Raw genomic sequence first — 24,596 nt, forward strand, 5'->3', positions numbered from 1 at the left:
TTCTTTGAGGCATTTTATTTACATTCACATTGTCAATATTAAATCGCTGAATGGAAGTCATTTGATTTAGGTGGAGAAGCAGCTTTTTTCATAAGCACTTCCCATAAGTGTACGGATTTTTTCCATTCTGCTGCGGCTTGTCCTTTTTGATACATAGCATTCTCATAACTGAAAGTAAGTTGTTGCATATCGGCCGAGTTGTAAAGTGTATCAACATGGAGAGCATATTCTCGGAATGTTTGACTCTCATCTCGTCGTATACCAATTCGCGCAAATTGTTTTAGGAGAGAATCGTAAGCTTTTGTATAAACGGCATCATCTTTTCGATATTTATAGAAATGAATGATAAAAAGCGTAATCCATTTCATTCTAGTGATGAATAGAATGTATCCTATAATACTAATCGGTATTGTAGAGAGGAATACGTACCACCAAGAAAATCCATTTTTAGAATTTGGAATCTTTTTAGTAGAAGCTTCTTCTGTATCTTCTATTAAACTTTTGAGCTTTGCTTCATTGTTTCGTTGTTGTATTGGTTCATTATTAGAATTATATACTTCGTTATTTTGTAAAGTAGGAGCAGGAGTGTTATTTGTGAAATTATAGGGATTCGTAAATCCTTTTGTCGGTTCAAATGGAATCCATCCGTATCCAGGGAAGTATACTTCGACCCAAGAATGTGCGTTATCGTTCGCGATTTTATAAACATCCTCACCTTCAGCACCCACAAGCGTATTATCAAGAGTTCCTTCTGTATAACCTTTTACCCAGCGAGCGGGAATTCCAGCAGAACGAAGTAACACGATCATAGATGTCGAGAAATTATTACAGTAGCCACTTTTTGTATCGAAAAGAAATTGATCTACATAATCTTGGTTTTGGGCAGGGAATGAGACATTCGTTGTTTCATATATAAAAGAATAGTCGGTGAAATAGTTTTCAATAGCTAATACTTTATCGTATCGGGTGTCTTTATCCTTTGTTAGACTTACAGCTAAGTCTCTTACTCGCTGCGGTAATGATTTGGGAAGTTGCGTGTACTTTGTCATGAAATAAGGATTTGTTTCTTGACCTTCATTCGTTTTTACAGCTTTCAAGTTTTCTATGGAAAACTCCGGGACCTCATATGTTACTTTATATGAATGTAAAGTAGTGGAAGAGTCTCCGTCCATCGTATAGATTTTTTCTGAAAATGGGTCAACGCTGTATGATATATCAGAAGAAGCCTCAACTGATATTAATCCTGCTGGATAGGTAAGGTGAGGATACCTTTTTTGCATGGTGATTGTTGCCTTAGTTGTCTCTGTTTTTGTATTTTGTTCGTACCAACTTACGACGTCGTTATTATTTTTAAAAGTAACCTTTTTTTGCTTTTCAGAAACTTCCCAGCCTTTTCCTGTATAAAAATCTTTCGTTTCTACTCTCCAATATTGTTTGTTTTGCGTTTGTGCTGTGAAAACAATTGTAGGATCTGCCGTAAAAGGACCGCCTAATTTTGAGTCATCTAAACCATAGCCAATTTTAGAAACTTCTTGTTTTTTACTTACTTCGGATGTGTTGAATTTTAAAAAATCCATTGGGTTTGGCCATTGAGGGCCAAATTTTGGAGCAAAGTATGCGATGGTTGCTGACAATACAATAAATACTGAAAGAGGTTTAAGTAATTTTGAGATTTCTCTAGCATAATTTTGTAAGTGTTCACTCTCTTTTATTCGTTCTATGCGAAGAAGACTAAGCATAAAAAAGCCGATGACAACAGTACGAATAATAGCGTAGTTTGCATTGTATAAATGTAAGTTATGAAAAATTGTGATATAAATAATAGTCAATATAAGAAATAACAATCCACGCTTTTTATGAATCAACCAAAAAGAGATGAAAGCACTCAAAAACCAAAATGATAGAAAAAATAAAACGGTTGGAAAAACTGGAGAAATATCTAGCAAATTCCCCTGGAATAACAAGGAGGAATTTCGAGAAATATCAGTAAAAAATTTCGTTAGCCAAGATGGATTTATAAAAATATTTTTATAATATAGGAGATGAATGATGAATAAAATTGTCACGATCTTTATCGGAATCTGCCACTTTGTTTGAAAAAAAGAGAGTGTGAAGCAAATTCCTATAAATATTACAAAAATATCTAATCTACCTACGTTTGTAATACCTAAAAGGGGTCGTATCCATTCTAGTAAAAGCAGAAATGCACATGCATGCATGAAGAATCTGCTCATATCCCATTTGTATTTTGTTTGTAATGTTGTCATTTGCTCACCTCAAAAAACACGTTTGTATACTGGTTTCCATAAACTACATTTACAAATATTTTTCGTTTTTGTAGAGTTTCTAATATATTTAGTTCTCGATGTGAGAGCTGATTCGGTTTTTCTTTCACGACAAAAACTAGTAATTTTCTATTTTGTATAGCGGCATAGTCAGCTGCCTTTTGAATATCGGGAGAAAGATCGCTTGTCACGAGTATAATTGTTACGGGCTCATAAACTTTTCTTAATTCCATTTCTACACTCCGGGAGAGCGGGAATACACTGTCCGCTTGTACTTTCGCTAAATGACAAAAGAGTTGCTGCAACTGACTATCCCCATTGTCTAAAGGGAAAAAAGTTCGTTCTTTTCCGACAGACACAAATGACGCTGGTGAATTTTGCTTCAATACAGCCCTGACAATAGAGGCAGTAAATGTGACGACTGATTCGAATAGAGGAGACTCAGTTCTGTCTATGAATATCATAATATTATGGCTGCGCTGTTGTTCAAACTCTTTCGTCATAATGTTGTTTGTTCTTGCAGTTGCTTTCCAATCAATCCATGAAAAGCGGTCACCAGGTTTATAGTCTCTCACACCGACAGAAATGGTAGAGTCTTTTGTGAAATTTATATTTGCTGAGAGCGCTCCTTGCTCGAAATGGTTTTCCAATTGCTGATACGTTATATCTACATACTGAGGATAGACTAAAAATGTATCCGGAACTGAAAAAGTTACTTCTTTCTCCATCATACCGAATAGATCACCAGTTTTGACGCGTACGCTTGAAAAAGTGTGCTCTCCTCTAGGGATTGTGTCAATTGCATATTGAAACGAAAAATTTCGTTTTAATCCTGGAAAGAGTATTGTTTTATTCATCTTTGTTTGTCTACAACTTGTAAGGTGTGGTGGCAGTTCATCTTCTATAACTAAATAAAGTAAGGGGAAAGGAAATTTTCTTTTTATTGTAATCGTGCTTACAAATCGTTCTCCTGCTACATAATCGTTTTGATTTGTTATTCTTTTTACTTCAGCACCCCGTAAAGCGTAGAAGGGGAATAATAGTGAATAAAGGCCAATAGGAACCATACTGTAAAATAAAAACCAACTTACAAATCCTCCTTGAAGCATAGCGTACACAAATGTTAACACTAGGCATAAAGGGATTAGTAATAACTTCAAAACGTGATATAGTGCTCGTAGCATGCGTTTCATCAAAGGTTCATCTTCCTTTGAGTCGGCACGGTAGTTCGCGCAACGATTTTTGAAATAACTTGTTCCCCTGTTATTCCTTCAAATTTTGCTTCCATTTTTAGAATGAGTCTGTGAGCTAACACGTAAGGAGCTAAAAATTTAACATCGTCTGGAATAACATAATTTCTGCCATGGATGAATGCATAAGCTTGTGAAGCTTTCATTAAAGCAATCGAGCCACGTGGACTTGCACCTAGTTGTATAGAACTATAAGAGCGAGTTTGACTAACAAGCTTTACAATGTAATGCTTGATTGCTTTGTCCATGCTTATTTCCCGTGCGCTTTGTTGCAAATAAAGTAATTCTTCTATTGTAGTAATAGCTTGTAAAAGGGAGAGGGGATTTGTTTTTTCCATCCGGTTTAAAACTTCAAATTCTTCTTCTGGTGAAGGATATCCCATTTTTAGCTTCAATAAGAAACGATCGAGCTGGGCTTCTGGTAAAGGATATGTTCCCTCATATTCGACTGGATTTTGTGTAGCCATTACAAAGAATGGTTTTGGTAACGGTCTTGTCATACCATCTATTGTAATATTGCCTTCTTCCATACTTTCAAGTAAGGCAGATTGTGTTTTGGGAGATGTACGATTAATTTCATCAGCAAGTATAAAATTCCCCATGATTGGTCCAGGCTTGAACTCGAATTGGAGCTCTTTCGGATTGTAAATAGAAACACCTGTTACATCTGACGGTAGTAAATCAGGTGTGAATTGAATTCGCTTGTAATCAGCATCAATAGATTTAGAAAGAGCGCGTACTAACATTGTTTTCCCAACGCCAGGAACATCTTCTAATAGTACATGACCTTCAGCTAAGAGAGCTGTCAAAGCTAAAATCGTTTCTTTTCTTTTTCCGACCATTATTTTTTCAATATTGTTCATTATTTTTTCTATAATGGGATGTAATGAATCAAGTTGGTGCATCGTAATCCTCCTAATGTTATTATCGTTTTCTAATCTATTTAGTGGAAAATAGAACGTACCTCTCTATGTGCGAGTATAAAACTATTACCTTTAATTCTAAGAATATTCAGATTATTTATTCTGATTACATCTAGTATAATTGTTTCAGTAACTAAGGGCAATATGGTAAATAATGATTTCTCTTTTTATGTGAAATATATCTTGATATAGAATAGTATCGTCGGTAAAAGTAGAAGAGGGGAAGGAAAGATTGACCTCAATGAGCAAAATAAATAGCGTAGGAAACCCTACGCGTATAGTTTGGAACATATATTAATACCCCTTTGTGAATAAAAAATAAAGTCGACTTCTCATGAAGAGGCCAGTTATTTAAATTATTACACTCCTTTATTTTTTATCTTTCTTATATTCTTTTCGTTTATTTAACCAAATATGAATTAATTCTACCAATTCCATTGTTTCAATCTCACAATATTCTCCTTTACCATCTTCGGCTAAATTGTCTAACACAGTAGTTGTGTCGTTCCGAATTTCTAAACTGCAAATGTTGCCATTTACTACTACATAATTTTTTTCTCCGTTTAAAACATTATGTATTTCTTCTAAAATCCAATCTCCAAAAGATGTAACTTCAATTCCTAAAAAAGTTTCAACAAGTTTAATTTCTTGAGGAAGTCTCATAACTAAATCACTACTGTTAAGCACTTCAAAACTATATGGATATTTCATGACTATTTTACTCCTTTATTTCTGGCTTTAGTGACTCTATTTACTTCTCTATTAATCTCATAAGCTCTATTAAGGTAATAAATTCTTATACTATCATCTCTATTTTCCTACTTAAATTATAGTAAAAGTAAATTATTATTAAACTTATCTATCCAATATTTCTCTGATGTAGGTATGAATTCAGTGAAATCTTCATATGTACCACTCCAATCTTTTGGTACATAGTTTTCATATGATGCCGGTTCTGGAAACATTGAATATAGTATTTTATTATCAAAGTTAATTAATAAGATTGGACTAAAATCTAATAGATCTTCTCCTGCATTTTTCCTTTTAATATTTTCAAGTAGTAAATAATTTAATTCTTCTTTAGTTGTTTTATATTTATTAATCCTTACTAAAAATACTTCTACATTTTCATGATCTAATACTTTTATTCCATTTCTTTCTTCTGTTTCGTCATTATCTTCAATGCTTATACCTAAATTTTTATATGCATTATCTAATTTATTATAATCTAAAAACCATAGTTCTTTATCTGTTACATACCATCTAAACTCATTTTTATATATGACGGCTACGATAATGTTTTCTGCATAAAGCGGTTCTAATTTCATAATATACTCCTTTTATTATTATCTTAAAATCCTGACATTCTTGGTGTATTCTTCTATTGATTCAATCCAAGTTGCTGACAATTCATATGGATTTCCTGGCGTTTTTTGTTCAACTATTTTCAGGATAGTTGCCCTTGATATGGTGAATTTAAAGTATTGTATTTTCATTTATTAACTCATCTAACGATTTAGGTATATCAAATTTAACTACTCCCAAATTACTTCCTCTATTATATAAGAAATTTTTTTACAAGCTCATTATTATCTGTACTTCATCTTAAACTTTGCTAGAAGCAAGGAAGTAACTTAACAGTCAGTGAAGGATGTGAGCCCTCCACAATGATTAGATTTTCACCTTTTTATATTTTTTTCGGAATTTTTGACAATCTCTTGAACTGTGCGAAATGTCACATCTGTATTTTACAACCTCTCTTATAGTAAGGGTATGTAAGAGAGACGTATTAAAGGAGTGAACAGTATGAAGAAGAAACCTTCAGCACTAATGAGACGTTTAAAATATTTTTCACCAATAGATCGTTATAACGATAATCATACACAAGAAACATATGAAGATCGTGAATGGGAAAATGTGTACAGAAAGCGTTGGCAGCATGATAAAGTAATTCGTTCTACACATGGTGTGAACTGTACTGGTTCATGTAGTTGGAACATTTATGTGAAAGATGGAATTGTAACTTGGGAAGGACAGGAGCTTAACTATCCAACAACAGGTCCAGATATGCCTGACTTTGAACCACGAGGATGTCCACGTGGAGCGAGTTTTTCTTGGTACATTTATAGTCCACTTCGTGTGAAATATCCGTATGTACGTGGTGTTCTTTGGAGTATGTGGCAAGAGGAATTACAAAATAATGAGTCACCATTAGATGCTTGGAAAAGTATTGTGGAAAACCCTGAAAAAGCACGCAAGTATAAGCAGGCACGTGGTAAAGGGGGATTCGTTCGTGCGAATTGGGATGAAGTGTTACAACTCGTTTCAGCTTCATTATTATATACAGTAATGAAATACGGTCCAGACCGAAATGTTGGCTTTTCACCAATTCCAGCTATGTCGATGTTAAGTCATGCTGCAGGTAGCCGTTTTATGCAACTTATGGGTGGACCGATGCTTAGTTTCTATGATTGGTACGCAGATTTACCACCAGCTTCTCCGCAAATTTGGGGTGATCAAACAGATGTACCAGAAAGTAGTGACTGGTATAACTCTGGTTACATTATGACATGGGGTTCAAATGTACCGATGACAAGAACACCAGACGCACACTTTTTAGCGGAGGTTCGATATAAAGGAACGAAAGTCGTTTCTGTCAGTCCTGATTTTGCTGAGTCAACAAAGTTTGCGGATGATTGGATTAGTGTGAAACAAGGTACAGACGGTGCACTTGCGATGGCAATGGGGCACGTGATCTTACAAGAATTTTACGTAGATAATCAAGTGGAATACTTCACAAAGTATGCGAAGCAATATACTGATTTTCCTTTCTTCGTTACATTGAAACAAAAAGGAGACCAATTCGTTGCGGATCGATTCTTAAATGCTTCTGATATTGGACGCGAAACAAAGTTAGGAGAATGGAAACCTGTACTTTGGAACGAGAACACGAATGATTTTGCAACACCTCATGGCACAATGGGGTCACGTTGGGATAACGAAAAGAAATGGAATTTACGTTTAGAAGATGAAGAAACAGGCGAAAAGATTGATCCACGTCTTTCTGTACTTGGAATGGAAGATCATGTTGGAACTGTACAAATCCCGTACTTCTCTGATAATGGAAACAAAGTATTAGAACGTACAATTCCAGTGAAAAAGGTTATGACAGAAGAGGGCGAAGTGTTCGTTACTACTGTATATGACTTAACGTTAGCAAATTACGGTGTGAACCGAGGGCTTGGTGGACAAGAGCCGAAAGACTTCAATGATGACGTGCCGTTTACACCTGCATGGCAAGAGAAAATGACGGGAGTGAAACGAGATCTAATCATTCAAATCGCTCGTGAGTTCGCGCAAAATGCTGTTGATACGAACGGTCGCTCAATGATTATTGTTGGAGCTGGTATTAACCATTGGTTTAACTCTGATACAATTTATCGCGCAGTTTTAAATCTTGTTCTTCTTGTCGGAGCGCAAGGTGTAAACGGCGGTGGCTGGGCGCATTACGTTGGGCAAGAAAAATTGCGACCAGCAGAAGGATGGCAAACAATTGCGATGGCAAAAGATTGGCAAGGGCCACCGAAATTACAAAATGGTACATCTTTCTTCTATTTCGTAACAGATCAATGGCGTTATGAAGATACACCAGTTGGACATTTAGCATCACCAGTCGAAGGCAACTCTCGTTATCAACATCACGGTGATTACAACGTATTAGCGGCACGACTTGGCTGGTTACCTTCGTATCCGACATTCGAGAAAAATGGAATTGAACTATATAAAGAAGCTGTTGCTGCTGGTGCAACAACACAAGAAGAAATCGGAAAATATGTTGCACAAAAATTAAAAGAAAAAGAACTAAAATTTGCGATTGAAGATCCAGATAACAAAAATAACTTCCCGCGCAACTTATTCGTATGGCGTGCGAACTTAATTTCAAGTTCCGGTAAAGGGCACGAATATTTCTTAAAACATTTATTAGGTACAACAAATGGATTAATGAATGACGATAGTGATTCGTTACGACCAGAAGAAATTAAGTGGCATGAGGATGCACCAGAAGGGAAGCTTGATCTACTTATTAATTTAGATTTCCGTATGGCTGGAACAGCACTTTATTCTGATATCGTCTTACCAGCTTCAACTTGGTACGAAAAACACGATTTAAGCAGTACAGATATGCATCCATTTGTTCATCCGTTTAATCCAGCAATCGGTTCACCATGGGAAGCACGTTCTGACTGGGATATTTTCACTTCACTTTCTAAAGCTGTGTCAGATTTAGCAGAGAAAATTGATCTTGACCCAATGAAAGAAGTTGTGGCAACACCACTTCTTCACGATACACCGCAAGAATTAGCACAACCACTTGGTAAGATTAAAGATTGGAGCAAAGGAGAGTGTGAACCAATACCAGGTAAAACGATGCCGCAAATTCATGTTGTCGAAAGGAATTATAAAACGATTTATGACAAAATGACGGCACTTGGACCAAATGCCGGGAAACAACCGATTGGTACGAAAGGAATTTCTTGGTCGGCAGAAAAAGAGTATGAGCAATTAAAAAGCCGATTAGGAGTTGTTCGAACAGATTCTATTGCGAAAGGTTGTCCAGACATAAAAGAAGCAATCAATGCTGCTGAAGCGGTATTAACGCTTTCTTCTACAACAAATGGTCATATGGCTGTAAAAGCATGGGAAGCACTTGAAAAACAAACAGATTTAAAATTACGTGATTTAGCAGAAGAACGTGAAGAAGAATGCTTCACATTTGAACAAATTACAGCGCAGCCAAAAACAGTAATTACTTCTCCAGCCTTTACAGGTTCTGAAAAAGGTGGGCGCCGTTACTCACCATTTACAACAAATGTAGAACGTCTCATCCCTTGGAGAACAATCACTGGACGACAATCTTTCTATTTAGATCATGACATGATGAAAGAATTTGGTGAAACGATGGCAACATTTAAACCAATTCTGCAACATAAACCGTTCCGTAAATCACGACCTGAAGTAGAAGGGAAAGAGATTACACTAAACTATTTAACACCGCATAATAAGTGGTCCATTCATAGTATGTACTTTGATTCATTACCGATGTTAACGCTATTTAGAGGTGGTCCAACTGTTTGGATGAATAAAGAAGATGCTGAAGAAGCTGGTGTTGCAGATAATGATTGGATTGAGTGCTTTAACCGTAACGGTGTTGTTGTAGCACGTGCAGTTGTAACGCACCGTATACCGAGAGGAATGGCGTTTATGCACCATGCGCAAGATCGCCACATTAACGTACCTGGAACGAAATTAACAAGTAATCGCGGGGGAACGCATAATAGTCCAACTCGAATTCACGTAAAACCGACACATATGATTGGTGGATACGGTCAATTAAGTTATGGATTTAACTATTATGGTCCAACTGGGAACCAGCGCGATTTAAACGTTGTAATTCGCAAACTGAAGGAGGTAGATTGGCTTGAAGATTAAAGCACAAGTCGGAATGGTAATGAACCTAGATAAATGCATCGGCTGCCATACTTGTAGCGTAACGTGCAAAAACACCTGGACAAATCGTCCAGGTGCTGAATATATGTATTTCAATAACGTAGAAACGAAACCTGGCATTGGTTATCCGAAGCAATGGGAAGATCAGGAGAAATATAAAGGTGGCTGGGAATTGAAAAATGGTGAAATTCAGCTGAAATCCGGTTCGAAAATGAAGCGCCTTATGAATATTTTCCACAATCCAGATCAACCAACAATTGATGATTACTTTGAACCGTGGAACTATGATTATGAAACGTTAACAAATAGTCCGCAGCGTAAGCATCAGCCAGTTGCTCGTCCGAAATCAGCAATTACAGGCGAATTTATCGACAAAATTGAATGGGGTCCAAACTGGGAAGATGATTTAGCTGGTGGACATATAACAGGATTACAAGATCCGAACGTAAAGAAAATGGAAGAAGAAATTAAAACCGATTTTGAAAATGTCTTTATGATGTATTTACCACGCATATGCGAACATTGTATGAATCCATCTTGCGTATCGTCTTGTCCATCTGGTGCGATGTATAAACGGGAAGAAGATGGGATTGTTCTTGTGGATCAAAACGCATGTCGTGCATGGAGATTCTGCGTATCGTCTTGCCCATATAAAAAAGTGTACTTTAATTGGCAAACGAATAAAGCGGAAAAATGTACAATGTGTTTCCCACGTATTGAAGCTGGTATGCCAACAATTTGTTCGGAAACATGTGTAGGACGTATCAGATATATTGGGGTAATGCTATATGACGCTGACAAAGTAAAAGAAGCGGCTTCTGTTGAGAATGAAAAAGATTTATATGAATCTCAGCTTACTGTTTTCCTAGATCCAAATGATCCTGAAGTAGCAGCTGAAGCGAAAAAACAAGGCATTCCTGAAGAGTGGATTAAAGTGGCACAACAGTCACCAATCTATAAAATGATTATCGATTGGAAAATTGCTCTACCACTTCACCCAGAGTATCGTACAATGCCAATGGTTTGGTATATCCCACCGCTTAGCCCAATTATGAATATGGTGGAAGGGAAAGGTAGTAACTGGCAAGCAGAAGAGATTTTCCCTGCTATCGATAATATGCGTATTCCAATTCAATATTTAGCGAATCTACTCACTGCAGGAGATGAATCACACATTCGACTTACATTGAAAAAAATGGCTGTTATGCGAACGCATATGAGAGCACTGCAAATTAATAAAGAACCAAATGAAGCTGTATTAAAAGAACTTGGTTTAACGAAACAGGATGTAGAAGATATGTATCGTCTTCTTGCCATTGCAAAATATAAAGATCGCTTCGTCATCCCGACATCTCACCGTGAACAAGTGGCAGATTTATATAGCGAACAAGGAAGCTGTGGTTTATCATTCACAGGTGGTCCAGGCTCTTGTATGACAATTTCTTAAATAAAGGGGCAGAAAATTATGAGACAAAGTTTACAAACTGCTTTTTCTTGTTCTTCATTCCTTCTCTCTTACCCGGAACTTGGGTGGAGAGAAGCTTTAACTGAATTACTAGAAGAGATTGAAGCGATTGAACAAGAAGACGTTAAAGCATCACTTACAACATTTATAAAACAAGCACTACATAAAACGAACGATCAACTTATTGATAGTTACGTATATACATTTGATTTTGGTAAGAAGACAAATATGTATTTAACGTATATGAACACCGGTGAACAAAGAGAAAGAGGTATTGAATTACTAGAGTTAAAACAGCACTATAAAAAATCTGGTTTTGAAGTAACAGATAAAGAACTACCTGATTACTTACCGCTATTACTCGAGTTTTTTGCAAATGCAAATGAGCAAGACAGTGAACCAATTATGAGTAAATACAAGGAGAATATACAAGCATTACACGTTCAGTTAAAAGAAGCAGATAGTATGTATGAACCAATTCTTTCGGCTGTTTTACTTGCTATCGATACATGGGGTGTACAGACAAATTAGAAAGGAGAGTTGTCAAAATGATGGATCAATTTCTATGGGTATTGTTTCCCTATATCATTTTTGCAATCTTTATCGGTGGACATATTTTCAGATACAACTATGATCAATTTGGTTGGACATCAAAATCTAGTGAACTATTAGAAAAGAAAATGCTCCGAATCGGAAGTATATTATTCCACTTTGGGATTATGTTCGTAATTGGCGGGCATGTTATGGGGATTTTAATTCCAGAAGCTGTATACCGTTCCATAGGTATTTCTGAGCATATGTATCATGTAGTAGCAATTAGTTTTGGGCTTCCAGCAGGGGTTGCTTCAATCATCGGTTTAATTATATTAACGTACCGCCGCGTAACGGTAAAACGTATCATTGCAACGAGTACAAAGGGAGATTATATTGCGCTTATTCTATTACTTATCGTAATGCTAGCAGGACTTTCTTCAACGTTTTTAAATATCGACTCAAAAGGATTTGATTATCGTACAACGATCGGTCCATGGTTCCGAAGCCTCTTCGTTTTTCAACCGAAAGTTGATTATATGAAGGAAGTACCTGTATGGTTTAAAATTCATATTCTTGCGGGAATGGGGCTTTTCGCAGTATGGCCATTTACTAGACTGGTACACGTATTTAGTGCCCCAATTAAATATGTAAGCCGTAGCTATGTAATTTACAGAAGACGTATTCCAAATGAATTGAAAAAATAAATTAGTTTTATATGTTTCGTAATTTATAAGGAAAGCCGAGATCTAATTGGAGACCTCGGCTTTCCTTATAGGTATAAGTACCTAAATAAGACGCTAATCAATACTACAAACAGAAGCAGAACAATCTTCACAAGCAATTTCACATTTTAAAAATTGTAAATCGTGTATTGTAATCTTTCCTTTATGAATAGAAATTGTACCTTGCTTTTTTAATTCATTTAACATTCGATTTACACTTTCACGTGAAGTTGCACAGAAATTAGCAAGTTCTTGATTCGTTAACGGTAAATCGATGAGAATACCATTTTCCTTTAAAACACCATAACTATTTGTCATTCGTATGAGAGTAGAATATAAGGCACCTTTTTTGCCGTGTAATACTAAATCTCGGAACTTCGTTTGCATTCTTCTTAAATGTTCACTAATCCATTTCATAAATTCAAATACAAGAGCGGGTTTTTGAAGTAATGCTTTTTCTAACGCTTCACGCTTTATTACACCTACTTCAACATCTTCAAGACATTTTGAGTTTAATAAATATTTTGCATTATCCGTGAACAATGTTAATTCTCCAATAATGTCATATTCCGAACAAATTCGAAGTGTTAATTCTTGTCCGTCAGCACTAAGTTTACTAATTTGTACTTTTCCTGAGTGGATGATATAGAGTTCGGTTGCCTCCATACCTTCTTGAAAAATAAAACTACCTTTTTTTATCTGCATTTTATATTCAACAGATGCAAGTAATTCTTTTAAATCTTGAGATAATGTCATACTGTTTGCCACAGCAATCACCTTTCTTCTTATAAGCAATACATTTCCTATTTTGAGTGTAAATATGATGAAAATGCAAGAGCTATTTTAAAAATAATGTAAAATTTCAATGACCGTAAGGAGTATGGCCTGAAGATGTGAACAAAATGCGAACGGATTTGTGAAAAGTTTTTGAATGGGGAAAGTGATGTGAGAAAAGTCACATTGAATATGTAGCTTCTTTTTTATAATAAAGGCAAATAAAAAAATGAAAGCTTACTAAGGATTGCAGCAGAAAAGAAGGGATATAGATGCACGAGAACATGAAAGATTCTTTAAAGCGACCACTTCAAGATTTACGCATTTCAGTTATTGATCGTTGTAATTTTAGGTGCACATATTGTATGCCTGCTGAAGTGTTCGGACCTGATTATGCTTTTTTACAGGAAGAGTGTTTATTAACGTTTGATGAAATAGAAAGGTTAGCGAGATTATTTATAAGTATGGGAGTTAATAAAATTAGGCTTACTGGCGGTGAACCTTTATTGCGTAAAGACTTACCGAAGTTAATTGGAAGACTTGCAAAGCTAGAAGGCTTAAAAGATATTGGGCTCACAACAAACGGAATTCATTTAGCAAAACAAGCTAAGGCGCTAAAAGAAGCAGGATTAAAGCGTGTAAATATTAGTTTAGATGCAATAGAGGATTGTGTCTTCCAAAAAATTAATGGAAGACATGTAAGTACGAAACCTGTACTGAAAGGAATTGAAGCAGCGAAGGAAGCTGGATTAGAAGTAAAGGTAAATATGGTCGTAAAAAAAGGGATGAATGATAGTCAAATTCTTCCTATGGCTCAGTATTTTAAAGAACAAGAAATACAGTTACGTTTCATTGAGTTTATGGATGTAGGCAGTACGAACGGATGGAACTTTGAACAAGTCGTTACGAAGGAACAATTAATAGAGAAAATTAATCGTGTATATCCAATTGAACCTGTTAAACCTCGTTACTTTGGAGAAGTTGCGAAATTGTATCGATATGTAGGAAGCGATGCCGAAGTTGGATTTATTACTTCAGTATCTGAGTCATTTTGTTCTTCTTGTACGAGAGCCCGTATTTCGGCAGACGGCAAGTTTTATACGTGCTTATTTGGAGAAAAAGGAACGGATTTACGATCGCTTCTTCGAGAAAATATTTCTGATGCATCACTATTAAAAATTTTACAACATACATGGCGATATAGAACAGATCGATATTCAGATGAAAGAACGGCGGAAAGTACAAATAAACGTCAAAAAGTTGAGATGTCTTACATTGGTGGATAGCGAAAGGAGGATTCCTTATGCAAGAGCGATATTCAAGACAAGTATTGTTTTCTGGAATAGGTGAAATGGGACAAAGGAAAATAAGGGAAAAGCATGTGCTCTTAATTGGTGCGGGGGCGCTAGGAGCTGCAAATGCAGAAGCGCTCGTTCGGATGGGAATTGGGAAATTGACAATTGCCGATCGTGACTATGTCGAATGGAGTAATTTACAACGGCAACAGTTATATACAGAAGAAGATGCAAAACAATGCAAACCAAAAGCAATTGCAGCGGCAGAACATGTAAGAAGGATTAATTCTGAGGTGGAAATTGTACCAGTTGTAACGGATGTCACAATGAAAGAAATGGAAGAGTTAACGAAAGAAGTGGATCTCATATTAGATGCGACTGACAACTTTGATACGCGTCTACTTATAAATGATATTTCACAAAAAGAAAATATACCTTGGATATACGGTGGATGCATTGGAAGTTACGGTGTAACGTACACAATTCTTCCAGGAAAAACACCATGTTTTCGCTGCTTAATGGATCATCCGATGGGCGGTGCAACATGTGATACAGCGGGAATTATTCAGCCAGCTGTACAGATGGTTGTTGCTCACCAAGTGACAGAAGCAATGAAAATATTGGTGGATGATTTCGAGACGCTACGAGGAACAATGTTATCATTTGATATTTGGAACAATCAATTTCTCTCATTAAAAGTAAATAAACAGAAAAAAAGTACATGTCCATCTTGCGGAAATACACGTACGTACCCAAGTTTAACATTTGAATCACAGGTGAAAACGGAGGTGCTATGCGGACGGAATACAGTTCAAATCCGTCCAGGAATAAAGAGAGCTCTAAATTTAAACGAAATTAAAAAAAGATTACAAAAAATTGTACATGTCCAAAAAACGCCGTACTTACTATCATTTCTAATTGATGAATATCGTTTCGTTTTATTTACAGACGGTAGGGCATTTGTTCATGGGACAAATGATGTGAAAATGGCAAAACGACTATATGCAAAATATATAGGATGAACAGAGAGAGTTTCTCCTTATTAAAACGAGGTGAAAAAGAATGTTAGAAAAACGTATACCGATTCCAGTGGCAGAAGCAGTTGCACGAGTAATGAAATATGCTCATCAAGGTGAAACAGAAGAGGTTTCTCTTATAGAAAGTTACGGTAGAACGCTTGGAGAAGATGTTATTGCAGATCATGATGTCCCACATTTTGATCGCTCTCCGTACGACGGATTTGCGATTCGAGCGGAAGACACAAAAGAAGCAAGTAGCAGTAATCCCATTCAGTTTGAAGTGATTGGTGAAATTGGAGCAGGGGTTGTTTTTACAGAAGAAGTGAAAGCATTTCAAGCTGTCCGTATTATGACAGGGGCCGCAATTCCGAGAGGGTGTAATGCGGTTGTGATGTTGGAGATAACGGAAGGGTTTGAAGAAAACGAAAAGACTTATATGACATTAAAACGCTGTTTCGCAGCCGGTGATAACATTTCTTTTAAAGGAGAAGATGTAAAACAAAATAGCACCCTTGTGAAAAAAGGGACTGTTATTAATCCTGGAGTTGCAGCACTTCTTGCTACGTTTGGTTATAGTTCCGTACATGTTGTAAAACAGCCGATTATTGGAATTGTAACGACGGGTAGTGAACTGCTTGAAGTACATGAACAATTAAAGCCAGGGAAGATTCGAAATAGTAACTCCTATATGATAGCTGCGCAAATTGAACGAGCGGGCGGAGTTGTACGGTATTATGGACAATTCGTTGACGATTTTGAGACGTGTTATAACAATGTAAAAAAGGCGATAAAAGAAGTTGATATTTTAATTACGACTGGTGGCGTTTCAGTAGGAGACTATGACTATTTGCCTGCTATTTATGAGAGATTACAAGCTAATGTACTTTTTAACAAAATAGCGATGCGACCAGGAAGTGTGACAACTGTAGCTGAGGTAGAAGGAAAACTACTATTTGGTTTATCTGGTAATCCTTCAGCTTGTTATGTCGGTTGTGAATTATATGTTAGACCAGTCATTGGAACATACTTGCATAGAAAAGATTCGCACGTATTTCGTGCAGAGGCAATTTTACAAAAAGACTTTCCGAAAGCAAATCCGTTTACTCGATTTGTAAGAGGGAGAGTAGAAATTGTAGATGGTCAATTGCAAGTTACACCAGTTGGTTTAGATAAATCTAGCGCAATTTCTTCACTTGCAGAAGCGAATGCATTTATTGTTTTGCCAGGGGGAACGAGAGGATTTAAAGCTGGAATTACTGTTTCGGTACTGTTATTAGAATTAACCAGCGGAAGTGAATGGCCATGGAAAGAATCGCTTCGTTCATACAAATAATAGAAAAATAGGTTGCTAATTTATACAAAGATAAGAGGTGCGAAATGACACATACGTATTATGAAGTAATTGATACACCTATATCAATTGAAGAAGTGACAAACAAAGTAATTCGGCGTGAGTGTGGTGCGATTACTACTTTTATTGGCACTGTTAGAGAATTTACGAAAGGCCGACGTACGCTTTATTTAGAGTATGTAGCTTATAAGACGATGGCGGAGAAACAGCTTGAGAGAATTGGTACCGAAGTAGGGGAGAAATGGCCTGGAACATATGTGGCAATTACACATCGCATTGGTACATTACAAATTTCTGATTTGGCTGTTGTCGTTGCTGTTGCTACACCGCATCGGAAAGCTGCTTATGAGGCGAATGAATATATTATGGAACGTATAAAACAAATTATTCCGATATGGAAAAAAGAGTTTTGGGAAGATAGTGAGTCGTGGATAGGCGATCAGTTAGAGAAAACAGCATATGGTAATGGCGAGCCTGGAAAGGAGATGAGAATTTGATTGAAGTACTATTATTTGCACATTTACAAGAAGAAGTAAGTAAGCCAGCATTACACATAGATTGTGAAAATATTACAGTCGCGAAGCTGAAGGAAGTTCTGATTAAGGAATATAATGTAGCAATTTCAAACGAGATTATGGTCGCGATAAATGAAGAATACGCAAATGAGGATGACATTATTCAAACTGGTGATGTCGTAGCAATGATTCCGCCAGTAAGTGGTGGTTGATTCTTTTCAGCCTAATCATGTAAGAACGTGATTAGGCTGGAGGGAATGAATATAACTACATATACATAGGAGGGAACAGGATGAAAAGTCCTAATTTTCAATTAAGTTTACAAACTTCTAATCTAATTATCGGTTTTATGGTGTGGGTTATTTTATCATCATTGATGCCCTATATTAAAGTGGATATTCCATTAACTGCGGGACAAATTTCTATGGTAACAGCAGTACCCGTTATTTTAGGTTCTGTTCTTCGCATTCCAATTGGTTATTGGACCAATCGTTTCGGAGCAAGAAAATTATTCTTTATTAGTTTTATTCTATTATTATTTCCTGTTTTTTATATTAGTGTTGCCAATTCTATGATGGATTTAATTATTGGTGGATTATTTGTAGGAATCGGTGGTGCTGTATTCTCTGTAGGAGTAACTTCTTTACCAAAATACTTTCCAAAAGAGAGTCACGGTTTTGTAAATGGTATTTACGGTGTCGGTAACGCTGGAACAGCAATTACTTCATTTTTAGCGCCTGTTATCGCAACTTCAGTTGGCTGGAGAACGACAGTACAATGTTATTTAATTTTACTTGCAGCGTTTGCACTTATGAACTTTTTATTAGGTGATCGTAAAGAGAAAAAAGTGAATACACCACTAATGGAACAAATAAAAGGTGTATATAAAAATGAGAAACTTTGGTTTTTATGTATCTTTTACTTTTTAACTTTCGGATCATTTGTTGCATTTACAGTATATTTACCAAACTTTTTAGTATCTCATTTCGGATTAGAGAAAGTAGATGCAGGTATACGTACAGCCGGATTCATCGTACTCGCAACAATTATGCGTCCGATTGGTGGTTGGCTCGGTGATAAGTTTAATCCATTTAAAATATTAATCTTCGTATTTATCGGTTTAACACTTTCAGGTATTATTTTATCATTTATGCCTAGCATGAACGTATATACATTTGGTTGCCTACTTGTCGCATTTTGCGCAGGTATCGGTAATGGTACAATCTTCAAACTCGTTCCAATGTATTTCTCTGAACAAGCTGGTATTGTAAACGGACTCGTTTCAGCTTTAGGCGGACTAGGAGGATTCTTCCCGCCTCTAATTTTAACATTACTATTCCAACTAACAGGTCATTATGCAATAGGATTTATGGCGTTATCAGAAGTCGCACTTGCTTGTTTAATTATTACAGTCTGGATGTATAGTCAGGAGAAACTCTTAGTGATGTTAAAGAATCATTAATAAGGAAAAAGAACCGTCCCAAAGTATTTTGGGATGGTTCTTTTAGTAATAGGCTTCAACATGTTTTCTATTGATATCTTAACGAACGTTTGTTTCCTGAAATAATGTGGTTTTAAAATGAAAAACAGAAGAGTAATGGGATTTTATGTTAAAATATAAATATCAGATGTTATTCAATTAAAGGGCAGGTTAGTTCAAGCATAAAGATTAAACTAATTTTTAGAAAGCAAATATTTAATTGGATTGGGGTGTTTAGATGAAAAAGTTATATAAGTCCACTCAAGATAAACAAGTATCAGGTGTGTTAGGTGGCTTAAGTGACAAGTATGGAATTGATGTTAGTATCCTTCGCATAGTAACTGCATTATCAGCCTTTTTTACTAGCGGATTTACAGTGTTAATTTATATAATAGCTGCAATTGTTTTGCCTACAGATAAAGAAATTAAGGGATAAATGTATGACCTTAAATCTAATTCTACAATCGAGAACTCAGTTTTTTGTCTATTGAAAGTTTACAAAGTAAAAGAAACAGTACGATTGTTATAAGACTGAAATGAATAAACGAAACATCCTCATAAAACATTCGGAATATATCGAGAATGAAAACAATAACTTTTGAATTAAACGATATGACTATTGATCGCTAATGAATCGATTAATAGTCACTCCTTTCTAAAAAATATCTATCAATCTATATCAAGAAATATAAAAATTGAAATTCCTCGGAATTTTAAAAAACATATGACGGTATCTATAACAAGAAAAAACTTCATATTTTATTAGAACCAGCTTTTTGATAAGGCTAATGAGTATTGTGAAAAAGTATACTTAAACTAAAGAATACAGTTCAGTTCGATAAGATAAAATTATAAATTTCTATAAATAATCCATAATTTTCTTTATGGCTCATATTTGTTATGTTAAAGAAAAGAGAGGGGAGGGGAATGAAGTAAGTGTTTTTTCTGATTATTGAGAACTAATGGTGTTTTCCGATGAATTAAATGTGATCCATAGGTAGTAAAGCGTTTAATCCAACTAAAATATATTTAGAATGAGGTTTTACATGTTTGTATTTATTATATTAGACGTAATATTACCGATATTAATATTGATGCTAATTGGTGCAATCTTACAAAGAAAGTTTCAATTTGACTTAAAGCAACTATCTACACTTATTACGTATTGCTTGATGCCTGCGGCTGTATTTGTGAATATATATGATATTCGTATAGAAATAGATTTGTTGCTCCAGATAATATACTATTTAATGCTTTACAGTCTAAGTCTGATCATAGTAAGTCATTTTATTTCAAAAATATTAAAGTTAGAAAAAGGAGAAAGTGCAGCTCTAAAAAATAGCATTTCGTTAATGAATTCCGGTAATTATGGATTACCAGTAAGTCAATTGATTTTTAGTCACAATCCAGTGGGGGTTTCCATTCAGATTTTCATTGTTATTTTCCAGAATCTTTTAACCTATTCATATGGAATATATAACTTACTATCAGCAACAAAAACAATCGGAGGTATTATTCAATCATTTCTAAGACTGCCTGTATTTCATGCGCTCGTATTAGGGATTCTCTTTCAATCTTTTACAATTCAATTACCTAATTCTATCTTGCTACCTCTTAATCAGCTTGCGAATGGTTTTGTTGCAATAGCACTCATATTGCTAGGGGCGCAATTATCCAACATTAAGCTTAAATTTTTCCATCGAGTCATAACATGGGCTTTAATTGGAAGGTTACTGATGGGACCATTAGTAGCACTTACCATGATCTACCTACTAAACATTGATGGTATTGTTGCACAATCATTATTTATTGCAAGTTCTTTTTCTACTTCAAGAAATACAGCAACCATTGCTATGGAGTATCAAATAGAGCCTGAACTACATGCGCAAATCGTTTTATTTTCAACACTTTTTAGTATTGTTACAGTAACTGTCGTTATTTATTTGTCATATATTTTGTTTTGAATTTACATGCAAAAACGAATAGATTTGAGGTGGCGAGTGATGGAAGGGAATCGATATGAGAAAAAGCAGTCTTTCATATATTAGGTGTCGTTTACAATTGTATCGTGTCTGAGAATTAAGCGGCTTAATTCAAAAAAGGAAACTCATTAAGGTTTATTTCGTATACAAATCTTTAAAGCATTTACATATAGACTTGCGAAAAAAGACGCAATCTCGCTTATAATTAAGATTACATGAGCTTAGGATGATAGCGATGGGGCGGGAGTGTCAAGTAAGAATTTTATCTTTATTGATTTTATGAGGTTTTTCCTCATAATTGTATTTAAGGGAGATGATTCTAAAATGAGTAAACAGAATATTAGTACAACTATTTCAGGAGATTTGATTGTTACCCATCTAATTGGCCAGATTAAAACAGAGGATGTGTATGAATGGTTTAATGGCTTTGAGCAGGTTTGTCAGCAATTTATTTCTGAGGGGCGGAAATACAAATTGTTGGTGGATAGAAAAGGATACACGCCAAATCATTTTTCTGTTCAAAAAGTATGGAAAGAGAAGTTCTTCAATGAAACTATTTTGAATCATAGCAAGGCAATTGCATTTCTTCTTGAAGAAGGAGAGATACTGAAGTATTTGCAACAATCCAATACAAAAGAATCCGTAGAGTTTTTTGACGATTATGAACAAGCGCTAAATTGGTTGAATGAATATCCAATATAAAAACTGAATAGAAAGAGTTGCTCGTAATGTTGCACTTGTCATGAAATTTACTTGCTTACAAGTTGCAAACACCATTCATTTTCTTCGTAGATTGCTTATGGAATAAAAGAACGGAACTACAACAAAAAGAACAAACGTCCCCTAACAAACGTTTGTCCAAAGGTAATTACGATTTTAACTAAGAAATAGACTACAATTTATGTGTACGAGAAATCTTTTTTATAAGTTTAGGCAATATAGATGTTAGTTCTTGCTTCAAACGCTTCGTAAACGATGGATCTTTACCTGAAGTTGAAATAGTGACAACATATTCATCATGTCGAATGACGCCAGGTGTGTGAAAAGATGATTCTGTACCATCACTTACAACGTTAACCCACTGAAAATCGTGGGCGGCCTGCTTGACCATCATATTTACAGCATGTTGATTTGTAGCTGCATAAATAAGGTGAGCATCTTTAATATCATCATTACTAAAAGTTTTTTGCTTCCAAGTAATAAAAGGAAGTTCCTTCATCTCCTCGCAAATTTCTGGGCTGATAACGGTGACGAAAGCGCCTGTATTTTTTAATCCAGACGCTTTTCGATATGCAATTTTACCTCCACCAATGATAACGACCACTTTATTTTGCAGATTAAACATAAGGGGGTACATGTTATACATATATGCATTCCTCCATTCGTTCTAACAATGTTAATTTCATATATGTATCAAACTGTAGGCAATTACAAGTCGTCACGTGATCGTATTTTTTTGTATACAACTTAATTTTTTGAAGCAATAATCCGGTAAAGAGAAGGTAGGGCATGACATATACATGGGATGCAGTTGATGTTATTGTCTTTAGCTCAGCAGTAAAAGAGGGCGTTCCTTTCGTTAAAAAGGAGCACGATACTGGTATACTGAGTTTTTGTTCGACAGCTACTCCAATTTGCTGTAACTCATGTATGGGCTGGGGGTCACTACTACCTCTTCCTACGAGTAAAATACTACTATTTTGCATTGGCATAGCTTCACGTATTCTTTTCACTACAAGTTCAACCATATGCGGATGCGTACTAAAAGGTGGTACAACTGAAAATGTTATATGTGGATATTGCTTTTGCATTTGTTCTATCTCAAAAGGAATATCACATTTATAGTGAGCTGCTGCAAATAATAAAACAGGTACAATCATTATTTCAGTTGCTCCCTCTAGTATCGTTTCTGTAACTGCATCCGAAATGGTAGGTGTCGTTAGTTCTAGAAAAGCTATTTTTTGAATGCTTTCGTTACGTTCTTTCATAACAGATTGAATAAAGTGAATGAATTGTTCGTTCCCTTCTTGTAACCGGCTCCCGTGTCCAACATATACAATTCCTTTCATTGTCTTACCATATCTTTCTTCATAAGAGTTTCTTGTAATTGATGATCTACGTTATGAAACCCGACTTTATTTGCATAGTGTAAAGTTGGAACGTCGGTATACGAGAATGGGAGAGTAACAATATCAATAAAGCCAAGACGTTTTACTTCTGCTAGAAACGTATCAATAGAAGCGCGTCCTTCAAATACAATGCTATCCCATAAGAATTCTGAAAGCATACGAGAATGGACTTCATCGAAACGATGATCAATTGTATACTTATGAGTCATCATATAGGAGCCGGCACCAATTTTCTCTTGAATAAATGCAATCCGATTAATATTTCTGCCTAAATAAACAGTTGTATCGGAAGAGAACTTTGCTTCTTTACTTAGTAGGCCATATTGCATAAGTTTTTCTTGAGTGGCAACGTTCATGTGTTGCAGCTCTGCCTGTAAGGAACGAATATCTTTCTGGTACTTACTACATGATTGCATCAAAATTTCTACACTTTCAGCTGAACAAAAAACAAGGCGATCAACGTTAAAAATTTCATTGATTTGTTCAAGGGTTAATGTATATTCTTCCTTTTTGAAAGTTGGAATTTGATATATTTCTGCACCAGCTTCTTGTAACCTTTGCTTCATTACACTTGTTTTATTTGTTGCGGATGTAAATAAAACTTTTTTACCATGTAATGGTTTACGTTCTTTCCAAGCGATTTGATTACGTAAGGAAACGACATCACCAACAATTGTCATAGAAGGGTTAGAAATATTTTCATTTTTGACGATAGAAACAATGGTAGATAGTGTCCCTGTGACAACGCGCTGTTTACCAGTTGTACCCCATTCAATGACTGCTACTGGCGTATCTTCTTTCTTTCCTGCTTGTCGTAAGTTTTCGCAAATTGTAGGTAAGTTTTTTATACCCATGTAGTAGGCAATCGTATCGCTATTGTGAGATGAATTATATTTTCCATGATCGGTTAAAGGACCTTTTGCATGTCCGGTTAGTAAAGTAACGCTATTACTGTAGTTACGGTGGGTAAGGGGGATACCTGCATAGCTACTAGCGGCGATGCTAGATGTAATGCCTGGTACAATTTCATATGGAATATTTGCTGCTGCTAAAGTTTCTGCTTCTTCACCAACACGGCCAAAAATAGATGGATCTCCGCCTTTTAATCGGACAACAATTTTTCCCTCTTTTGCAAATTGAAGAAGGTGTGCGTTAATCATTTCTTGTCGCATAATATGATTCTTTGGCATTTTTCCGCAATACATAAGTTCACATGTTTGTTTTGTATAGCTAAGAAAGAAAGGGTTTAGTAAACGGTCATATAAAACAATATCTGCACGTTTTAAACACTCTATCGCTTTCTTTGTAATAAGCCCTTCATCACCTGGTCCTGCACCAACTAAATATACATATCCGTTCATATA

General features: G+C 35.6%; 22 protein-coding genes. 13 read left to right on the forward strand and 9 right to left on the reverse strand.

Features of this window, described 5'->3' with window-relative positions:
• Positions 1–38: 38 nt before the first annotated feature.
• The 5 genes from NLJ82_RS10440 to NLJ82_RS10460 form a co-directional block, all read right to left on the reverse strand.
• Complete coding sequence (locus NLJ82_RS10440) at positions 39–2,267, reverse strand: transglutaminase TgpA family protein (protein ID WP_000209738.1); 2,229 nt, start codon at positions 2,265–2,267, stop codon at positions 39–41.
• Complete coding sequence (locus tag NLJ82_RS10445; RefSeq protein ID WP_254754680.1) at positions 2,264–3,478, reverse strand: DUF58 domain-containing protein; 1,215 nt, start codon at positions 3,476–3,478, stop codon at positions 2,264–2,266. The genes NLJ82_RS10440 and NLJ82_RS10445 overlap by 4 nt, the downstream gene beginning before the upstream one ends.
• A complete protein-coding gene (locus NLJ82_RS10450) occupies positions 3,478–4,440 on the reverse strand; it encodes an AAA family ATPase (protein WP_071742409.1) in 963 nt (320 codons plus the stop codon). The genes NLJ82_RS10445 and NLJ82_RS10450 overlap by 1 nt, the downstream gene beginning before the upstream one ends.
• A 387-nt stretch (positions 4,441–4,827) precedes the next feature.
• Positions 4,828–5,169: a hypothetical protein gene (locus tag NLJ82_RS10455; protein WP_000877041.1), complete on the reverse strand. Its 342-nt coding sequence runs from the start codon at positions 5,167–5,169 to the stop codon at positions 4,828–4,830.
• A gap of 116 nt (positions 5,170–5,285) precedes the next feature.
• The gene (locus tag NLJ82_RS10460) at positions 5,286–5,786 is read right to left on the reverse strand and encodes a hypothetical protein (RefSeq protein ID WP_000764323.1); all 501 of its coding nucleotides are present in this window, start codon (positions 5,784–5,786) and stop codon (positions 5,286–5,288) included.
• Between the two features lie 478 nt (positions 5,787–6,264).
• On the opposite strand from NLJ82_RS10460, the gene NLJ82_RS10465 reads away from it, so the two are divergent.
• The 4 genes from NLJ82_RS10465 to narI are packed head-to-tail and all read left to right on the forward strand — an operon-like array spanning position 6,265 to position 12,669.
• Positions 6,265–9,948 (forward strand): nitrate reductase subunit alpha, encoded by a 3,684-nt coding sequence (locus NLJ82_RS10465; protein ID WP_000729095.1) that lies wholly within the window; start codon positions 6,265–6,267, stop codon positions 9,946–9,948.
• Positions 9,938–11,413 (forward strand): nitrate reductase subunit beta, encoded by a 1,476-nt coding sequence (gene narH / locus NLJ82_RS10470; RefSeq protein ID WP_000692690.1) that lies wholly within the window; start codon positions 9,938–9,940, stop codon positions 11,411–11,413. Before NLJ82_RS10465 ends, narH begins: the two co-directional genes overlap by 11 nt.
• 18 nt (positions 11,414–11,431) lie before the next feature.
• On the forward strand, positions 11,432–11,962 hold the full coding sequence (gene narJ / locus NLJ82_RS10475) for a nitrate reductase molybdenum cofactor assembly chaperone (protein ID WP_001249920.1): 531 nt from the start codon (positions 11,432–11,434) through the stop codon (positions 11,960–11,962).
• Between the two features lie 17 nt (positions 11,963–11,979).
• Positions 11,980–12,669 (forward strand): respiratory nitrate reductase subunit gamma, encoded by a 690-nt coding sequence (gene narI / locus NLJ82_RS10480; protein ID WP_000969201.1) that lies wholly within the window; start codon positions 11,980–11,982, stop codon positions 12,667–12,669.
• A gap of 93 nt (positions 12,670–12,762) precedes the next feature.
• Here narI and NLJ82_RS10485 read toward each other — a convergent pair whose 3' ends face one another.
• The gene (locus NLJ82_RS10485; protein ID WP_000013866.1) at positions 12,763–13,455 is read right to left on the reverse strand and encodes a Crp/Fnr family transcriptional regulator; all 693 of its coding nucleotides are present in this window, start codon (positions 13,453–13,455) and stop codon (positions 12,763–12,765) included.
• Positions 13,456–13,733: 278 nt separating this feature from the next.
• Between NLJ82_RS10485 and moaA the strand changes: the two genes are divergently transcribed.
• The 9 genes from moaA (at position 13,734) to NLJ82_RS10530 (ending at position 21,805) form a co-directional block, all read left to right on the forward strand.
• The gene (moaA, locus tag NLJ82_RS10490) at positions 13,734–14,747 is read left to right on the forward strand and encodes a GTP 3',8-cyclase MoaA (protein ID WP_000545027.1); all 1,014 of its coding nucleotides are present in this window, start codon (positions 13,734–13,736) and stop codon (positions 14,745–14,747) included.
• A 17-nt stretch (positions 14,748–14,764) separates the two neighbouring features.
• On the forward strand, positions 14,765–15,778 hold the full coding sequence (locus tag NLJ82_RS10495; protein WP_001158139.1) for a molybdopterin-synthase adenylyltransferase MoeB: 1,014 nt from the start codon (positions 14,765–14,767) through the stop codon (positions 15,776–15,778).
• 40 nt (positions 15,779–15,818) lie between these two features.
• Entirely contained in the window at positions 15,819–17,108 is a 1,290-nt protein-coding gene (gene moeA, locus NLJ82_RS10500; protein WP_000890801.1) for a molybdopterin molybdotransferase MoeA, read from the forward strand.
• A 44-nt stretch (positions 17,109–17,152) separates the two neighbouring features.
• On the forward strand, positions 17,153–17,623 hold the full coding sequence (locus NLJ82_RS10505) for a molybdenum cofactor biosynthesis protein MoaE (RefSeq protein WP_000149956.1): 471 nt from the start codon (positions 17,153–17,155) through the stop codon (positions 17,621–17,623).
• A complete protein-coding gene (moaD, locus tag NLJ82_RS10510; protein WP_000573674.1) occupies positions 17,620–17,853 on the forward strand; it encodes a molybdopterin converting factor subunit 1 in 234 nt (77 codons plus the stop codon). The genes NLJ82_RS10505 and moaD overlap by 4 nt, the downstream gene beginning before the upstream one ends.
• 80 nt (positions 17,854–17,933) lie before the next feature.
• Positions 17,934–19,103, forward strand: coding sequence for a nitrate transporter NarK (gene narK, locus NLJ82_RS10515; protein ID WP_000841846.1), 1,170 nt, complete (start codon positions 17,934–17,936; stop codon positions 19,101–19,103).
• 256 nt (positions 19,104–19,359) lie between these two features.
• Positions 19,360–19,557, forward strand: a complete 198-nt coding sequence (locus NLJ82_RS10520; RefSeq protein ID WP_000737852.1) for a PspC domain-containing protein — start codon at positions 19,360–19,362, stop codon at positions 19,555–19,557.
• Positions 19,558–20,167: 610 nt separating this feature from the next.
• Positions 20,168–21,085: an AEC family transporter gene (locus NLJ82_RS10525; RefSeq protein ID WP_000497479.1), complete on the forward strand. Its 918-nt coding sequence runs from the start codon at positions 20,168–20,170 to the stop codon at positions 21,083–21,085.
• Positions 21,086–21,382: 297 nt separating this feature from the next.
• Positions 21,383–21,805, forward strand: a complete 423-nt coding sequence (locus NLJ82_RS10530) for an STAS/SEC14 domain-containing protein (RefSeq protein ID WP_073535995.1) — start codon at positions 21,383–21,385, stop codon at positions 21,803–21,805.
• 190 nt (positions 21,806–21,995) lie between these two features.
• Here NLJ82_RS10530 and NLJ82_RS10535 read toward each other — a convergent pair whose 3' ends face one another.
• The 3 genes from NLJ82_RS10535 to NLJ82_RS10545 are packed head-to-tail and all read right to left on the reverse strand — an operon-like array spanning position 21,996 to position 24,593.
• Complete coding sequence (locus NLJ82_RS10535) at positions 21,996–22,469, reverse strand: precorrin-2 dehydrogenase (RefSeq protein WP_000282597.1); 474 nt, start codon at positions 22,467–22,469, stop codon at positions 21,996–21,998.
• Complete coding sequence (locus NLJ82_RS10540; RefSeq protein ID WP_000676466.1) at positions 22,462–23,172, reverse strand: sirohydrochlorin chelatase; 711 nt, start codon at positions 23,170–23,172, stop codon at positions 22,462–22,464. The genes NLJ82_RS10535 and NLJ82_RS10540 overlap by 8 nt, the downstream gene beginning before the upstream one ends.
• Positions 23,169–24,593 carry a uroporphyrin-III C-methyltransferase gene (locus tag NLJ82_RS10545; protein ID WP_001014951.1) on the reverse strand — a complete coding sequence of 475 codons (1,425 nt, stop codon included), beginning with the start codon at positions 24,591–24,593 and terminating at the stop codon, positions 23,169–23,171. Before NLJ82_RS10545 ends, NLJ82_RS10540 begins: the two co-directional genes overlap by 4 nt.
• Between the last annotated feature and the right edge of the window lie 3 nt (positions 24,594–24,596).

Origin of the sequence: Bacillus paranthracis, assembly GCF_024296885.1 — a bacterium.
GTDB lineage: Bacteria > Bacillota > Bacilli > Bacillales > Bacillaceae_G > Bacillus_A > Bacillus_A paranthracis.

Excerpts from the sequence above, each read along its gene's own strand:
- NLJ82_RS10520 (WP_000737852.1), top strand. The coding sequence starts at position 19,360 with ATGAAAAAGTTATATAAGTCCACTCAAGATAAACAAGTATCAGGTGTG.
- NLJ82_RS10505 (WP_000149956.1), top strand. The coding sequence starts at position 17,153 with ATGACACATACGTATTATGAAGTAATTGATACACCTATATCAATTGAA.
- moaA (WP_000545027.1), top strand. The coding sequence starts at position 13,734 with ATGCACGAGAACATGAAAGATTCTTTAAAGCGACCACTTCAAGATTTA.
- NLJ82_RS10460 (WP_000764323.1), bottom strand. The coding sequence starts at position 5,786 with ATGAAATTAGAACCGCTTTATGCAGAAAACATTATCGTAGCCGTCATA.
- NLJ82_RS10440 (WP_000209738.1), bottom strand. The coding sequence starts at position 2,267 with ATGACAACATTACAAACAAAATACAAATGGGATATGAGCAGATTCTTC.
- NLJ82_RS10535 (WP_000282597.1), bottom strand. The coding sequence starts at position 22,469 with ATGTATAACATGTACCCCCTTATGTTTAATCTGCAAAATAAAGTGGTC.
- narI (WP_000969201.1), top strand. The coding sequence starts at position 11,980 with ATGATGGATCAATTTCTATGGGTATTGTTTCCCTATATCATTTTTGCA.
- NLJ82_RS10525 (WP_000497479.1), top strand. The coding sequence starts at position 20,168 with ATGTTTGTATTTATTATATTAGACGTAATATTACCGATATTAATATTG.
- NLJ82_RS10530 (WP_073535995.1), top strand. The coding sequence starts at position 21,383 with ATGAGGTTTTTCCTCATAATTGTATTTAAGGGAGATGATTCTAAAATG.
- NLJ82_RS10495 (WP_001158139.1), top strand. The coding sequence starts at position 14,765 with ATGCAAGAGCGATATTCAAGACAAGTATTGTTTTCTGGAATAGGTGAA.
- moeA (WP_000890801.1), top strand. The coding sequence starts at position 15,819 with ATGTTAGAAAAACGTATACCGATTCCAGTGGCAGAAGCAGTTGCACGA.
- NLJ82_RS10450 (WP_071742409.1), bottom strand. The coding sequence starts at position 4,440 with ATGCACCAACTTGATTCATTACATCCCATTATAGAAAAAATAATGAAC.
- NLJ82_RS10455 (WP_000877041.1), bottom strand. The coding sequence starts at position 5,169 with ATGAAATATCCATATAGTTTTGAAGTGCTTAACAGTAGTGATTTAGTT.
- NLJ82_RS10465 (WP_000729095.1), top strand. The coding sequence starts at position 6,265 with ATGAAGAAGAAACCTTCAGCACTAATGAGACGTTTAAAATATTTTTCA.
- NLJ82_RS10445 (WP_254754680.1), bottom strand. The coding sequence starts at position 3,478 with ATGAAACGCATGCTACGAGCACTATATCACGTTTTGAAGTTATTACTA.
- narK (WP_000841846.1), top strand. The coding sequence starts at position 17,934 with ATGAAAAGTCCTAATTTTCAATTAAGTTTACAAACTTCTAATCTAATT.
- narJ (WP_001249920.1), top strand. The coding sequence starts at position 11,432 with ATGAGACAAAGTTTACAAACTGCTTTTTCTTGTTCTTCATTCCTTCTC.
- NLJ82_RS10545 (WP_001014951.1), bottom strand. The coding sequence starts at position 24,593 with ATGAACGGATATGTATATTTAGTTGGTGCAGGACCAGGTGATGAAGGG.
- NLJ82_RS10540 (WP_000676466.1), bottom strand. The coding sequence starts at position 23,172 with ATGAAAGGAATTGTATATGTTGGACACGGGAGCCGGTTACAAGAAGGG.